This window comes from Pseudomonas fluorescens (assembly GCF_003732425.1).
Taxonomy (GTDB): domain Bacteria; phylum Pseudomonadota; class Gammaproteobacteria; order Pseudomonadales; family Pseudomonadaceae; genus Aquipseudomonas; species Aquipseudomonas fluorescens_BE.
In genome coordinates, this window is record NZ_MOBX01000005.1 from 145,752 (window position 1) to 160,355 (window position 14,604).

A 14,604-nucleotide genomic window follows, 5' to 3' on the forward strand; every position below is an offset into this window, starting at 1 on the left:
AAAAAGTCGTTGACGTAAATCCGAAAAACCCTTTTAATGCGCCCCGTTGCCCAGATAGCTCAGTCGGTAGAGCAGGGGATTGAAAATCCCCGTGTCGGCGGTTCGATTCCGTCTCTGGGCACCAAATACCGAAAACCCTGAATCGCAAGATTCAGGGTTTTTTTATGCCTGCGATTGGGTGAGTACTGTTTCAGTCAGCTGAATACGCGCTATTTTGGCGACCCCTTACGGAAGAGGGTCATCCCCGCGATGAACCAGAAACGAACCCGCGTCCCCCTGCCTCATCCGCCACCCTATCGTCCGAGCCGCACGAGTTACTGGCTGACCGTGCTCTTTGTCGTCCTGATTGCCTTCGCCATCGGTGCATCAATCTGGATGCTGATCGACAGCTGGATCAGCGGCTCCATCACCACCACCAACCGTGGCCCGCGCAGCACCTACACCTTGGCCGAGCAACCCCGGCGGTTCTGGTTTGAATTTGTGCGGCAAGGCGTCGTCATGGTGTTGCTGCTGGCAATTGCGGTGTTCGGCGTGTGGATCTACCGCAAAGTGCAGAAGCCGTCGAACCCAGCGAATCGCAAACGCCGCGCAAAGAAAACCTAAAGCGTATTGATGTAATCGACAGGCAGCAGCACCGTGTCCAGCGCGGCATCCACTGGCAGGGATACGACGGTGATGAGCGGGCAGACAATCATCATGTAACAGACGATCGCCGCCGGCATGCCATCGCTGCCGCCACCACGGACACCCAGCAGATGAAGATTGCCATCCACTCCTCGGTAATACTGGGCATCGGACAAACCATCATTCAAACGCCCGATAAACGTTCCGCAACCAGCCAACTGCAAAACCAGGCCGGCTACACCAACAGCACGCAAAATCCCTTTCAAACCAGCGCTTCCCTACGTCACAAAAGATGAGGCGCGGGATTGTACCCGCGCCTCAACTCTGCCATCACACCTATCGCTATCCAGCGTCATTCCAGTGGAACACCAGATTGCGCGGGGTGCCGCTGCCAACATCGGTCACGTCGTGGCGCGCTTCACCTTTACGCGTGGCCACCACCGTGTACTTACCAGGTGGCAATTGCACGTACACCAGCGGGCCCGTCTGGTTAAGCGTAAGTACGGTTTGCCCTGAAGACGTTTCAATCGTTACATCGACATCAGCGGTGTACTCGTCTTGCGCGCCCACAGCGAACGTCATGTGCAGGTTGTAACCGCTGCTTTGTTGAATGGCCTTCGCCTCATCCTCACCGATCCCGCCGGCCAGATAAGTGACGCCGTTCTGTTGTTGCTGCTGAACTTGCACCCCGGCACTGTCGATGGGCTCAAGACTGGCTGCCTGCAACATCACCGGAAACAGCAATGCAGCGACTGCGGCGATGGGCAGCATGAATGAAAGAACGCGTTTCACGATCACGACTCCCGGGTTCTTATAGAACCCAACCGTTACTTCTTTTAGATTTTGCGTACCGGGGCGGGTTTTAGATTGTTTGGAACTTGGCGCGTGTACGAAATGGACTACAGACCATTACTCTCTGACGCATCTTTCAACGGCAACGTCCTGCAACATCAAACCCTTCTTCCTTCCCCTATCACCGGCTCGCCCGACATACCTGCGCGGCGACTCTTGGCATGCTTTGAGACCTGTTTCCAGCGATGTGGAAGAGCCGATGAGCCCGCGAAAACCTGCTGACACGCAAGACCCGAAAATCGATTCATTGCTGGGGGAGCTTGGCGAGTTGATTCGTCAGGCGCGGCAAAAAGTGCTGCGTGCGGTGGACACGATTCAAGTGCAGACCTGCTGGCAGATCGGCAGGCATATTGTCGAGTTTGAACAGCAGGGTGCCCAGCGTGCGGGCTATGGAAAACAGCTGCTGGTCTTGTTGGCGAAGGATCTGACGGCGCAGTTCGGGAAGGGGTTTGACGCTTCCAATCTGCGCTATATGCGCCTCTTTTATCAGGCGTTTCCAATTCGTGACGCACTGCGTCACGAATTGAGCTGGACCCACTATCGTCGGCTTTTGGGGGTAACCAATGAAAAGGCACGCCTTTGGTACATGGACGAATGCGCCAACCTGAACTGGTCAAGCCGCGCCCTCGATCGCCAGATCCTTACGCTTTACTACGAACGACTCCTCATGAGTCGAGACAAAGCCGATGTGATCGAAGAAGCCACCACCAACATCGACGCCATGAAATGCAATCCGCGTGAATTCATTCGCGACCCGGTCATGCTTGAATTCCTCGGTCTGCCGTCAGCAGGAAAAGTCCGGGAAAGCAGTCTCGAGCAAGCCCTTATCGACCACCTGCAGGGCTTTCTGCTCGAACTGGGCAAAGGCTTTTCCTTTGTCGCCCGCCAACAACGCATTAGTACCGACGGCGTCGATCTGTACATCGATCTGGTGTTCTACAACTACCTGCTCAAATGCTTTGTGATCATTGACCTTAAACGCGGCAAGCTCAGTGCCCGCGATGTCGGGCAGATGGACATGTATGTGCGCATGTACGACGAGCTCATGCGCAGCGAGGGCGACAAGCCGACTGTGGGCATCATTCTGTCTGCCGAGAGCAACGATTCGGTGGCGCGCTACTCGATGCTCAATGGCAATGAACAACTGTTCGCCAGCAGTTACAAGACGATCCTGCCGAGTGAAGAAGAACTACGCGCAGAACTCAATCGTGAACAGGCCTTGATCGAAGAGCGCATGCTCACTCAATTCACTGAATAAAACCTGCGCGTTGTTGTCGGGCGTCACGGAGACTATCGTTGGCAGCTTACCCGCCAAGGTCGAGCGTCATGAGCTGTCAGGACATGCCCACAACGCAGGATGTGCAGTCAAGGTCGCCGACTTTGGCTGCAACGCAAGGTGATCCTTTCAAGGAAGCTGCCGCCGACGGCGTTGTACTGGGCGGTTTCACTTGGTGCCATTCCCCGCCCGAAGCCAAGCGCCCAGTCGTCATCATCAACGCTGCTACATCTGTTCGCTGTCGCCACTACTCGCGCTTCGCGGCTTACCTGTTCGCCAATGGCTTCGACGTCATGACCTACGACTACCGTGGCATCGGCGAATCACGATCCACTTCGATCAAAGGCTTGAACGCCTCCTGGACAGATTGGGGCGCGCTGGATTTCGAAGCGATGCTCAAACGCGCGCAACGGGAATTTCCCGGTCAGCCCATCGATGTAGTCGGCCATAGCTTCGGCGGCTGCGCGGCGGGGCTGGGCGAGTCCGGTCGGGTTATCCGACGGCTGGTCACCGTCGGCGCACAGTTTGCCTACTGGCGCGATTACGCCCCCGAACAGCGCTGGCGCATGTTCGGCAAATGGCATGTGGTGATGCCGTTGCTGACGCTGCTCTGCGGCTTCTTCCCCGGCAAACGCCTCGGTTGGCTGGAGGACACGCCAACGGGCGTTGTGCGCGACTGGAGCACGCCTGCCGCGCGTTACGAACGGCGACCCAGCGGTCGCGCACTGATAAAAAAGCACGGCACCCTGCCCTTCGCCAATGTCCGCGCGCAAACCCTGGCCATCAGCATCAGCGACGACCCTTACGGCACAATCCCGGCCATCGAACGCCTGCTCGGTTACTTCGCAAACGCTGCAAAAACTCACCTGCGCATCGAGCCGCAGGACATCGGCGAACAACAAGTCGGACATTTCGCCTTTTTTCGCAGCGCGTACCAAGCCACACTATGGCCCATCGCTCTGACCTGGCTGCAAACCGGCGAGTTGGCCCCCGACACACCCGGGCGGCCAGTGCCGCGCAGCTGAACCCTTTCAACGCACGACGGAACACACCATGGCCTCCGCCAACAAGCAGCAAAAACGCGCCGCCCGGGCCAAGACCAAGGCCAAGCAGAACCGCAGCAAACGCGCCGAGGCGCCGGTCGAACTCGACCCGAACGATGACCGCATCGACTTCGAGTCGGTGGACCTGACCGAACTGTTCAAGAAAATGATCGACGCCGAGAAGATCAGCCAGCAAGCCCTGTGCACCGCGTTCCTCGAAGACCCGCTGCTGGAACTGGTCTACGAGCAGGAAGGCGAAGAAGGCGCGATGGACTTCATCCTCGCCGCGCTGATTGAGTATCGCCAGTGGTCGCAGGAAACCGACGAGGCCGGCGCGCTGGCGTGGATCGAATCCCCGGCCTTCCAGGCCGACTATGTGGCGGCGTCCGACGCGATCGCCGCACAAACCCAACAGAAGAACTGAGTTCCCATGGCATCCCTGAACAAACAACAGAAACGCGCCAAACGCGCCAAGGCCAAAGCCAAGCACATCCGTATGGTCGGCCGTAAGCCGCTGGACCAGGACGACGACCTCGGCCATCTCGCCGAGCCGATCCCGGATTACACCCTGGCGATGTTCAGCAAAATGCGCGACGCCGAAGCCGTCAGCCGCAACGAGATGCTGCTGACGCTGCTGCGCGAACTGGCGTTCATCATCGTTGATCATCCAGAACTGCTGGACATGGAAAACGCCGATAACGAAGGCATGGCCGCCACCCACCTGGCCGCTGACATGCTGATCGACTACCGCATGTGGGCCGACGGCATGGACATCGAAACCGCCCAGGCCTGGCTGAGCGAACCACAGTTCATCACCGATTTCGGGGTGGCGCTGGATGCTTACGGCAAGTCGGTGGACACCCAGGAAGACAAGAGCGAATAAACCCCGCTCACAAACAAAACGGCCGCTCGTCATCACTGACAGCGGCCGTTTTGCATTACGCGTTACGGATCAGCTCAACACCACCGCGCCACGTTTTTCCAGCTTGCGACGGCGTGCCACCAGCAGGCCGGCAGCCACCACCATCAGACTTAGCAAGCCAGTCGCGAGGATTTCCACGCGGTGCGCTTCCTGGAACAGCATGATGGTCAGGGCCGCGACGATGAAGATGATTACCGCGTAGGTCAGGCCCGGGAACAGCCACATGCTGAAGACGATTTTCTCGCCACGGGCCATGCGCTGTTTGCGCATGCGCAGTTGCGAGAAGGCGATCACCAGGTACACCAGCAGTGCGATGGCGCCGGAGCTGGCCAGCAGGAACTCGAACACCGCCGCCGGGGCCACGTAGTTGGCGAAGGTGCAGAGGAATGCCGCGCCGGTGGACAGCATCACCGCCCAGTAAGGCGTGCCGCTTTTGTTGGTGCGAGTCGACATGGCCGGTGCATCGCCACGTTTGCCGAGGGAGAAGAGCATGCGCGACGAGGTGTACAGCGCCGAGTTCAGGCAGCTGGTCACCGCGACCAGTACCACGATGTCGACGATCATTTTCGCGTTAGGGATGCCCATGCGTTCAAGCACGGTCTGGTAGGAACCGAGGTTGGCCAGCGTAGGATCGTTCCAAGGCACCAGGGCCACAACGATGAAGATCGATACGAGGTAGAACAGGCCGATCCGCCAGATCACCGAGTTGGTAGCCTTGGAGATTTGCTTGCCCGGGTTCTTCGATTCCGCGGCCGCGATGGTGACGATCTCGGTACCCATAAAGGAGAACATGGTAGTCAGGATTGCGCCCAGCACCGCGCCCATGCCGTTTGGCAGGAAGCCGCCGCTGTCGAACAGGTGCGACACACCGCTAACCTGACTATTCGGCAGGAAGCCGAAGATCGCCGCCAGGCCGAGGATGATGAAGCCGATGATCGCCAGCACCTTGATCAGCGCGAACCAGAATTCGAACTCGCCGTAATTCTTCACACTGAACAGGTTGGTGACGGTCAGCAGCAGGGTAATGACCAGTGCAAACGCCCAGATCCCTACGCTCGGGAACCATGCATGGAGAATGGTCGCGGCGGCGTTGGCTTCCAGCGGAATCACCAACACCCAGAACCACCAGTACAGCCAGCCGATGGTGAAACCGGCCCAATGCCCGATGGCACGGTCGGCGTAGGTCGAAAACGAACCAGTATCCGGCGAGGCAACAGCCATTTCGCCGAGCATGCGCATCACCAACACCACCAGGGTACCGGCGGCGGCGTAAGCCAGCAGCACGGCAGGGCCGGCGGCAGCGATGGCATGGCCGGAGCCAACGAACAGACCGGCGCCGATTACACCGGCGATCGACAACATGGTCACATGACGCGGTTTGAGCCCCTGTTCGAGGCCATTGGAGCTTGGGGTACTGCTCATCGAAACTACCTTTGCGAGGAAAGCGATTGCGTCCGGCCCGTCTGGCATTTTCTTTCTCGTAAAAAGAAACCAACGGGGCGTTCCTTATTCTGCACGCAAGTTTTGCGCCAAAATGTTTCAAACTCTTCTGTGCCGCGGCTTTGCGCGCGACCGGACAGTCATCGCAAGTCCTTGGATTTAATGGCAATCCGCCAGAGCGTTACCCTGCGACTCACTTTTCAAACGAAACAGCGCACCAGAAACACACTGAAAAAGTGTGGGATGCACAATAAAAGGGCGAATCAGGAACGTTCGGCCGGATAGCGCTTCCAACACCCCGCCAAAGCTGGCAACATCGCGCCTTTTTTTACGCGACACCCACGGGTTTGCACGATCAAACACCCGTTCGGTTGTTGATGGGGCGACAGTCTGCTGTGCCGATGCGACAACCTGCCACACGCCACCCGTTAACCGCTCGTAGCGCTGTTGGCTGCCATTGAAACGCTATGCTAGCTTGGCCGCCTCGCCAGGAAGGCCATCCAACAGCAGGAGCGCAACATATATGAGGAACGCACATGGCTGAGGCCACGCCCGCGCTTGAAATCCGCAACTTGCACAAACGCTACGGACAGCTTGAGGTGCTCAAAGGCATCTCGCTGACCGCCCGCGACGGCGATGTGATCTCGATCCTCGGTTCCTCCGGTTCCGGCAAGTCCACGTTCCTGCGTTGCATCAACCTGTTGGAAAACCCGCACCAGGGCCAGATTCTGGTGGCCGGTGAAGAACTCAAGCTCAAATCCGCCAAAAATGGCGAACTGGTTGCCGCCGACGGCAAACAGATCAACCGCCTGCGCTCCGAGATTGGTTTTGTGTTTCAAAACTTTAATCTGTGGCCGCACATGAGCATCCTCGACAACATCATCGAGGCACCGCGTCGCGTGCTCGGCCAGAGCAAGGCCGAGGCCATCGAAGTCGCCGAAGCGCTGCTGGCCAAGGTCGGCATCGCCGACAAGCGCCACGCTTACCCGGCGCAATTGTCCGGCGGTCAGCAACAGCGCGCGGCGATTGCCCGCACGCTGGCAATGCAGCCGAAGGTGATCCTGTTCGACGAGCCCACCTCGGCCCTTGACCCGGAAATGGTTCAGGAAGTACTTAGTGTCATCCGCGCATTGGCCGAAGAAGGTCGCACCATGCTGCTCGTGACCCACGAAATGGGCTTCGCCCGTCAGGTCTCCAGCGAAGTGGTGTTCCTTCATCAGGGCCTTATAGAAGAGCAAGGATCGCCTCAGCAGGTGTTCGAAAACCCGCTTTCGGCGCGCTGCAAACAATTCATGTCCAGCAACCGCTAACGGAGCAACATGCATGCAGAATTTTAAAAAGGTCTTCCTGGCCGCCGCCGTCACCCTCGCGTTCAGCGCCGGTGCCATGGCCGAGACCCTGAAGATGGGCATCGAGGCGGCGTACCCGCCGTTCAACAACAAAGACGCCAGCGGCAACGTGGTCGGCTTCGACAAAGACATCGGCGACGCCCTCTGCGCGAAGATGAAAGTCGAATGCACCGTGGTCACTTCCGACTGGGACGGCATCATCCCGGCCCTGAACGCGAAGAAGTTCGACTTCCTGATCTCCTCGCTGTCGATCACCGACGAACGCAAGCAAGCGGTGGACTTCACCGAGCCGTACTACTCGAACAAGCTGCAGTTCATCGCGCCGAAAAACGTCGACTTCAAAACCGACAAGGACTCGCTCAAGGGCAAGACCATCGGTACCCAGCGTGCGACCCTGGCCGGCACCTGGCTGGAAGACACCTACGCCGACGACATCAAGGTCAGCCTCTACGACACCCAGGAAAACGCCTACCTCGACCTGACTTCCGGTCGTGTCGACGCCATCCTCGCCGACAAGTACGCCAACTATGACTGGCTGAAAAGCGACGCCGGCAAGAACTACGAGTTCAAAGGCGATGCTGTTGTAGAAAGCGACAAGATCGGCATCGCTGTGCGCAAAGGCGACCCGCTGCGTGAGAAGCTGAACGCCGCCCTGAAGGAAATCGTCGCCGACGGCACCTACAAGAAGATCAACGACAAGTACTTCCCGTTCAGCATCTATTGATCCTGACCTGTGGGACTGGCGCCGTCATTCAACGGCGCCGGCTCCCGACTTTGCCTGCCGCAATTTGAACAGAAACCCATGATTATCGACCTCTACGGATTCGGCCCGGCCCTCGCTGCCGGTGCGCTGATGACCGTCAAACTGGCGCTGACGGCCCTGTGCCTGGGACTGGTACTCGGCCTGCTCGGCGCCTTGGCCAAGACTTCCCCGTACAAGCCACTGCAATGGCTTGGCGGTACTTATTCGACCTTGGTGCGTGGTGTCCCGGAATTGCTCTGGGTGCTGTTGATCTACTTCGGTACGGTCAACCTGATGCGCAGCCTCGGTGAGTTTTTCGGTAACCCCGACCTGCAACTCAGCGCTTTCGCCGCCGGCGTCATTGCGCTGGGTCTGTGCTTCGGCGCCTATGCCACGGAAGTCTTCCGCGGCGCAATCCTCGCCATTCCCAAGGGCCACCGTGAAGCCGGTGTGGCGCTGGGCCTGTCGAAATGGCGGATCTTCACCAGGCTGATCATGCCGCAGATGTGGCGTATCGCCCTGCCGGGCCTGGGTAACCTGTTCATGATCCTGATGAAAGACACCGCGCTGGTGTCGGTGATCGGCCTGGAAGAAATCATGCGTCACGCGCAGATCGGCGTGACCGTCTCGAAACAGCCGTTCACCTTCTATCTGGTGGCGGCGGTCATGTATCTGGGCCTCACGGTGCTGGCGATGACCGGCATGCACTTCCTGGAAAAACGCGCCGCTCGCGGCTTTGCGAGGAGCGCTTCATGAACTGGGAAGTGATCATCAAGTGGCTGCCGAAACTGGCACAGGGCGCGACTCTGACCCTGGAGCTGGTGGCGATTGCCGTGATTGCCGGCCTGCTGCTGGCCATTCCACTGGGCATCGCCCGCTCTTCGAAGCTGTGGTACGTGCGCGCTTTGCCCTACGCCTACATCTTCTTTTTCCGTGGCACGCCGTTGCTGGTGCAACTGTTCCTCGTCTACTACGGCCTGGCGCAGTTCGATGCCGTGCGTAGCAGCGCGCTGTGGCCATACCTGCGCGATCCGTTCTGGTGCACCACCGCGACCATGACCCTGCACACCGCGGCGTACATCGCCGAGATCCTGCGCGGCGCAATCCAGGCGATTCCGCCCGGCGAGATCGAAGCGGCGCGGGCGCTGGGCATGTCCAAACCCAAGGCAATGCTCTACATCATGCTGCCGCGTGCAGCGCGCATCGGCCTGCCGGCCTACAGCAACGAAGTGATCCTGATGCTCAAGGCCAGCGCGCTGGCGAGCACCGTGACCCTGTTGGAACTGACCGGCATGGCCCGCACGATCATTGCCCGCACCTACCTGCCGGTGGAGATCTTCTTCGCTGCGGGCGTGTTCTATCTGCTGATGTCCTACGTGCTGGTGCGCGGCTTCAAGCTGCTGGAGCGCTGGCTGCGCGTCGATGCCTGCCAAGGGCGTTGATGCTTCCCACGTGCTGACGGGCGAGGACTTACTCGCCCGCTTCACGGCGCTGGATGCATTTCTGACAACGCATCAGGCGCTGTGGAAACCTCGACCGTTCAATCATCTTTCGCTTGCTTGGGAAGCGTCCTACCCGGAGCTGGCCTTGTGGCTACGCGGACGGTCGCTGGAAGACGCGGAAAACGCTCATAACCAACCTGCTGATCTTGTCGATGCGCCGGAGCCGTTTGCTTCATTGGCGGCGTTGTCGGCTGAGTTGAGTGCGGTTGGCGAGTTGCCGGGGCATGCGCTGGAAGCTGCGGGGCATCGGCTGAATGTCGATGTGCCGGGACGCAAGTGGCAGCAGATCGAGGCGTTTGCCAGTCGTTTGTCCTTTGCTTCGCAGCCGACGTACTGGCTGGACTGGTGTTCAGGCAAGGGGCACTTGGGTCGACGTTTGTTGAGTGAGGGACAGCAGCTGACTTGCGTTGAATACGATCCTTTATTGGTAGCCAGCGGTCAGGCGTTAAGTCAACGTCATCATCTGCACGCTTTGCATGTGGAACAGGATGTACTGGCGGCGAATGCCTCTGCCGTGTTGAGCGCGACTCACACACCCGTCGCCCTCCACGCCTGCGGCGATCTGCATGTGCGCCTGATGCAACTGGCGAGCGCTGCCGGATGTCAGCAGATGGCCATTGCCCCGTGCTGCTACAACCGGATCAATCGCAGCGAATACCAGGCATTGTCCTGCGCGGGCTTGCGATCGGACCTACAGCTCTCGCTCGAAGATCTGGCACTGCCAATGAGCGAAACCGTCACCGCCGGTGCACGCGTCCGACGTCAGCGCGACACCTCCATGGCCCGGCGCCTGGCCTTCGACCTGTTGCAACGGCAAGTGCGCGGCGTCGACGAATACCTGCCAACCCCGTCCCTGCCCAGCGCTTGGCTGGACAAACCCTTCGCCGATTACTGCCGGGATTTGGCGGCATTGAAAGAGTTATCCACAATCGGCACGCCAGATTGGTCCGCACTCGAATCAGCCGGTTGGCGACGGTTGGCGGAAGTTCGCAACCTCGAATTACTGCGCGGATTGTTCCGACGGCCACTGGAGCTTTGGCTGAACCTGGATCGAGCACTTTTCCTCGTCGAACAGGAATACGTCGTACGCCTCGGCCGCTTTTGCGACTCCTCACTCACACCGCGTAACTTAATGCTGCTCGCCGAACGCGCTTAAAACGTTACGGCCTGTGGATAACTCTGTTGATGGATTTACCGTGGATCCAATATCTACGCCTGTTTCGAGGCATTAATCGAGCTGGTCATTTTTGTTCATATAAATAAAAAACCTGTAAAACAGGGATTTGCGAACAAAATGAGAATGGGTTCACAAAACCTCGGTTAATCGCCTACTCATGCCTCTCAGTTGTGCATAAGCCGCCAATCAAAACGACATAACCGCCGAATAAAGGGTTCTTCGACCGAATCATTGCGGCCTCCTCCCTGCCTTGTTATACAAGGCCATCAGCGCCCCCGAACAAGAACAATCAGACCGAAAGGAAGCGACCGTGACGTTTATCTCTTACGCACAGAATTTCGAAGACGTTCGCCTGTGGCGTGCGCTCAAGCAGGTCGAGCACGGCTTCTATATCGATGTCGGAGCCAACGACCCGAATCACGACTCAGTCACCAAAGCTTTCTACGATCATGGCTGGCAAGGTGTGAACGTCGAGCCGATGCAAAACTACTACGACGCTCTTTGCCAGCAACGCCCACGCGACGCCACTGTGCAATGCATCGCCAGCGATCAGCCCGGCGAAATGACGTTCTACGCCATCCCCGATACCGGCCTGTCGACTGCCGATCCGGCCATCGCCCGGCAACACAAAGACCAAGGCATGGACGTGCGTAGCCTCACCGTAAAGGCCCGTACACTGACGTCGATCTGCGAACAATACGCCGCTGATCGGCCAATCCATTTTTTGAAAATCGACGTCGAAGGCCACGAAGAAAGCGTCCTGCGTGGCATGGACTTCACTCGTTTCCGCCCCTGGATCATCGTCATCGAAACACCATGGGAGCGCGACCACACCTGGGAACCGCTGGTCACCGAGGGGGGTTATCAAGCGATCCTGTTCGACGGCCTCAACACCTGGTTCCTCGCCGACGAATACATGCAGCTGAAACCGGCTTTCGACATTCCGCCGTGCAACCTCGACAACTTCCAACTGTGCAAAGGCCACGCCTTCGCCCACCCGATCAGCGCCAGCGAAGTCGACACCGCCCAACAACTGGCCAACGCTCTGCAACGCGCCGAACAGGCCGAAGCGCAACTGGCGGCCCTGCAAAACAGCCGCACCGTGAAGGCCGTGCAAAAGCTGCGAAACGTGCTTCGCAGGGCTTGATTCAGCCGAATGCAAAAATAGTCTGAATTCAGGGGTTTACAGGATCTTCCCAATCGCTATAATCGTCGCCCACACGCCGGTATAGCTCAGTTGGTAGAGCAACTGACTTGTAATCAGTAGGTCCCGGGTTCGACTCCTGGTGCCGGCACCATACAAAACGAAGCCCCTGCAGAAATGCAGGGGCTTTGTTGTTTCTGGGCGTTTATATCTTTAGCCGCGTTTCAGCTTCAGTAGAAATAGCGCCTCTGCTCTACACACGTAGATCTAATCGCCAGACGCCCTTCTCCCCCAAAGCACGGCTTTTACCCAAAACGCCCGAATTTCCGCTTTTATGCCAAATTATGAACTGGCAATAATTATGGCGTGCCCATAAAAAGGTGTGATTGCACGAGCAGCGTTTCTCAGCTCACTGAACCGGCTGACTCAATGGCAGCCCAGTTTCCCAGTCCAAGAGTGCTTGATGCCTCGACGCTTTGTTCCTCCGCCGCAGAGAGCAGCATCTGCATTACACGCTCGGCCTCACCGGCCTTCATCTGACGTACAGACTCCAGTAAATCCTGCTGGAATTGCTCCAGTTCATCGACCATCGCTGATCTCCTCGTTTTGTTGCTTAGAAAAGGCTAAGGACAAGTCGTGACCGACAAAACGCATGGCGCGAAATCCTGCGAAATTTGTTGTAACGAGAAGCCAAGCAAAGCCACTACGGGCCACGATTGTGCATCGGCTCTTCCTCAAGCTACCGTTCAATTCGTCGCTGCCAATTCAGCGACCGGGCCTGAGAACCCGCGTAAGATACAGGCGCACCAGCGCCCCAAATCACGATTGCCGGCGCTTTTTTGTGCTCGCATCTACGTGTAATGGCGGCTGTGCGTGGGAGACCTTCGGGTCTGCCGGGTTCCTGTATCTCCGGTTTCTCAGCCTGCGCATAGCTGCCACCCTTTCGCCTGAGAACGAAAATGGCGGCTCTCATTTGATACAGGGAGTTCACAAATGAATGCCATTGATCCATCAGCAATTCACAGAGCTGCAGAAACGGTCACCTCACAACACTTCCTTACGGCAGGTGAAGCGAAATGACCAACTACCTCGATTTGAAAACCCCTGGCCTCACACACTTTTCCTTCCAGGCCAATCAAGCGCTGTTCCGCACCAATCGGGGTGTTCCAGTAATAGCCGCTCTCTCGCACGCCTCACACTTGCTTCACATCTCCAAGCTACTGAGCGCTGACTCCACAGTTTCGCGCGACCCTGACCTTCACGCTTATGCCTCGCAGTATTTGCAGGAGTTAAGCAAGGCGCTGATCGATGATGTCGTGAAAGTGATGGATTCGCCGCCGAACAAGCCGTTGATGTAAATCACCCACATGAAGCCCTCGTTGATGCGAGGGCTTTTTGCGTTTCAAACCTGACTGATCTCAAACACAAACGAAATCCGGCGCTGGCTCGCACTCCACACATAACGCAGATGCTTGCCCTGCTTCGGAATCGAAACCGCCGGAGGCCGAAACGCGGCGACACATTCGTGGCCCGGCAGGCGGACGCTGTTGTAGAGCAGCCCCCAGGATTCAGACTCGCGCAGTTGTCGGGCAAACGCTTGGGACGGGCCATAGGCGTCTGGATCGGGTTGATGTAAGTCGGGGAAGTCATGACGAACGTCGTGCAGCGGTTTAACCACGCGATTGACGTAGGTACGCATGGTCAACTCAAGATCCGCTTCGTTGGTGGCTGCGAGGAAACGTTCCTGGTGATAACAGGTTTCGGCGATGGCGGCGGCCTGGCTGCTCGCAGCGTAGTAGACGCCGAAGGTGCCATCAGTGAAGCGGCTGCTTTTGCCGATGTGGGTAAACGCTGCCATCACCGGGGTTGAACCAGGGCCGGAGAGTCGGTCTTCGGGGCGCACGCGAGCGAGTACGCCGGCCTGTTCGATCAGGCGATCGTTGGTCAGCGCTTCCAGCGCGTAGGCAACTTCCAGGTCTTCGGGATCGAGCACGTCTTCGAACAACGCAATCGGCGGGAAGCTGCTGTTGACGATCCGATAGGCTCGCGGCCATTGCACTTCAACCAGCCCGGGCACCTTCAACCGCGCACCCCATCGAGGTAGCGGCGCACGTCGGCGATGTCGACCACGCGCCCGACAAGCATGTAATCCAACGCCGTTTGGCCATTGAACGGCGCCGCCGTGTTCGGGCTGCTGACCCACTTATAGGCGCGCTCGCGACTATTGCTGAAGAGGATGCTCAGCGCCTTGTGAATACCCATCAGGTACGAGATGCGCTCAAGGGTGTCGTTTGGCAGACGTATGTTCGGCAAATGTTTGTATTTATAGAAAGTTGTGTTGCCGACGCCGCCAAGTAATGTGCGTTGCTGCTCGGCGCTGCAGCCCCAGCGCTCCATGAGGTTGAAGAAGAACTTCAGCGCGACGCGGCCAGCTTCGGGCGCGTCGAGTTGTTCGCGTGGGGTGAGGGCTGGAGGTGAAGTAGGCATCAGATCGTTACCAACTCGTTATGTGATACATCAAGATTAGTACACA

The 14,604-nt window shown here is 58.2% G+C and carries 18 protein-coding genes and 2 tRNA genes; 14 read left to right on the forward strand and 6 right to left on the reverse strand.

Going from position 1 to position 14,604, the window contains the following annotated elements:
* The first annotated feature begins 48 nt into the window (after positions 1-48).
* A tRNA-Phe gene (locus BK670_RS08505) sits at positions 49-124 on the forward strand.
* A gap of 125 nt (positions 125-249) precedes the next feature.
* Positions 250-603, forward strand: a complete 354-nt coding sequence (locus BK670_RS08510; RefSeq protein WP_123449404.1) for a hypothetical protein — start codon at positions 250-252, stop codon at positions 601-603.
* Here BK670_RS08510 and BK670_RS08515 read toward each other — a convergent pair.
* Positions 600-890, reverse strand: a complete 291-nt coding sequence (locus BK670_RS08515) for a YceK/YidQ family lipoprotein (RefSeq protein WP_110720657.1) — start codon at positions 888-890, stop codon at positions 600-602. The genes BK670_RS08510 and BK670_RS08515 overlap by 4 nt on opposite strands.
* A gap of 76 nt (positions 891-966) precedes the next feature.
* Positions 967-1,416, reverse strand: coding sequence for a carboxypeptidase regulatory-like domain-containing protein (locus BK670_RS08520; protein ID WP_123449563.1), 450 nt, complete (start codon positions 1,414-1,416; stop codon positions 967-969).
* A gap of 259 nt (positions 1,417-1,675) precedes the next feature.
* Here BK670_RS08520 and BK670_RS08525 point away from each other — a divergent pair, with 259 nt between their 5' ends.
* The 4 genes from BK670_RS08525 (at position 1,676) to BK670_RS08540 (ending at position 4,678) form a co-directional block, all read left to right on the forward strand.
* Positions 1,676-2,734 carry a PDDEXK nuclease domain-containing protein gene (locus BK670_RS08525; protein WP_123449405.1) on the forward strand — a complete coding sequence of 353 codons (1,059 nt, stop codon included), beginning with the start codon at positions 1,676-1,678 and terminating at the stop codon, positions 2,732-2,734.
* Between the two features lie 68 nt (positions 2,735-2,802).
* Positions 2,803-3,777: an alpha/beta hydrolase family protein gene (locus BK670_RS08530; RefSeq protein ID WP_123449406.1), complete on the forward strand. Its 975-nt coding sequence runs from the start codon at positions 2,803-2,805 to the stop codon at positions 3,775-3,777.
* 28 nt (positions 3,778-3,805) lie between these two features.
* Positions 3,806-4,219 (forward strand): hypothetical protein, encoded by a 414-nt coding sequence (locus BK670_RS08535; RefSeq protein ID WP_123449407.1) that lies wholly within the window; start codon positions 3,806-3,808, stop codon positions 4,217-4,219.
* A gap of 6 nt (positions 4,220-4,225) precedes the next feature.
* Positions 4,226-4,678: a hypothetical protein gene (locus BK670_RS08540; RefSeq protein WP_123449408.1), complete on the forward strand. Its 453-nt coding sequence runs from the start codon at positions 4,226-4,228 to the stop codon at positions 4,676-4,678.
* 69 nt (positions 4,679-4,747) lie between these two features.
* On the opposite strand, the gene gabP is transcribed toward BK670_RS08540, so the two are convergent.
* Positions 4,748-6,139, reverse strand: a complete 1,392-nt coding sequence (gene gabP, locus BK670_RS08545; protein WP_123449409.1) for a GABA permease — start codon at positions 6,137-6,139, stop codon at positions 4,748-4,750.
* A 554-nt stretch (positions 6,140-6,693) separates the two neighbouring features.
* On the opposite strand from gabP, the gene BK670_RS08550 reads away from it, so the two are divergent.
* From BK670_RS08550 to BK670_RS08580, 7 genes are all read left to right on the forward strand, one after another.
* Positions 6,694-7,467 carry an ABC transporter ATP-binding protein gene (locus BK670_RS08550; RefSeq protein WP_108224284.1) on the forward strand — a complete coding sequence of 258 codons (774 nt, stop codon included), beginning with the start codon at positions 6,694-6,696 and terminating at the stop codon, positions 7,465-7,467.
* A gap of 13 nt (positions 7,468-7,480) precedes the next feature.
* Positions 7,481-8,230 carry an ABC transporter substrate-binding protein gene (locus BK670_RS08555; RefSeq protein ID WP_123449410.1) on the forward strand — a complete coding sequence of 250 codons (750 nt, stop codon included), beginning with the start codon at positions 7,481-7,483 and terminating at the stop codon, positions 8,228-8,230.
* A 78-nt stretch (positions 8,231-8,308) separates the two neighbouring features.
* Complete coding sequence (locus BK670_RS08560; RefSeq protein WP_025110951.1) at positions 8,309-9,004, forward strand: ABC transporter permease; 696 nt, start codon at positions 8,309-8,311, stop codon at positions 9,002-9,004.
* Positions 9,001-9,690, forward strand: coding sequence for an ABC transporter permease (locus tag BK670_RS08565; protein ID WP_123449411.1), 690 nt, complete (start codon positions 9,001-9,003; stop codon positions 9,688-9,690). The genes BK670_RS08560 and BK670_RS08565 overlap by 4 nt, the downstream gene beginning before the upstream one ends.
* On the forward strand, positions 9,671-10,906 hold the full coding sequence (locus BK670_RS08570; protein WP_123449412.1) for a methyltransferase: 1,236 nt from the start codon (positions 9,671-9,673) through the stop codon (positions 10,904-10,906). Before BK670_RS08565 ends, BK670_RS08570 begins: the two co-directional genes overlap by 20 nt.
* Positions 10,907-11,237: 331 nt before the next feature.
* The gene (locus tag BK670_RS08575) at positions 11,238-12,074 is read left to right on the forward strand and encodes an FkbM family methyltransferase (protein WP_123449413.1); all 837 of its coding nucleotides are present in this window, start codon (positions 11,238-11,240) and stop codon (positions 12,072-12,074) included.
* A 75-nt stretch (positions 12,075-12,149) separates the two neighbouring features.
* Positions 12,150-12,225: transfer RNA gene (locus BK670_RS08580), tRNA-Thr, on the forward strand.
* 250 nt (positions 12,226-12,475) lie between these two features.
* On the opposite strand, the gene BK670_RS30195 is transcribed toward BK670_RS08580, so the two are convergent.
* Positions 12,476-12,661: a hypothetical protein gene (locus BK670_RS30195; RefSeq protein ID WP_404942473.1), complete on the reverse strand. Its 186-nt coding sequence runs from the start codon at positions 12,659-12,661 to the stop codon at positions 12,476-12,478.
* A 486-nt stretch (positions 12,662-13,147) separates the two neighbouring features.
* Between BK670_RS30195 and BK670_RS08595 the strand changes: the two genes are divergently transcribed.
* Positions 13,148-13,429, forward strand: coding sequence for a DUF3077 domain-containing protein (locus tag BK670_RS08595; protein WP_123449415.1), 282 nt, complete (start codon positions 13,148-13,150; stop codon positions 13,427-13,429).
* A 44-nt stretch (positions 13,430-13,473) separates the two neighbouring features.
* On the opposite strand, the gene BK670_RS08600 is transcribed toward BK670_RS08595, so the two are convergent.
* Positions 13,474-14,154 (reverse strand): RES family NAD+ phosphorylase, encoded by a 681-nt coding sequence (locus BK670_RS08600; protein ID WP_123449416.1) that lies wholly within the window; start codon positions 14,152-14,154, stop codon positions 13,474-13,476.
* Positions 14,151-14,558 carry an MbcA/ParS/Xre antitoxin family protein gene (locus tag BK670_RS08605; protein WP_123449417.1) on the reverse strand — a complete coding sequence of 136 codons (408 nt, stop codon included), beginning with the start codon at positions 14,556-14,558 and terminating at the stop codon, positions 14,151-14,153. Before BK670_RS08605 ends, BK670_RS08600 begins: the two co-directional genes overlap by 4 nt.
* Between the last annotated feature and the right edge of the window lie 46 nt (positions 14,559-14,604).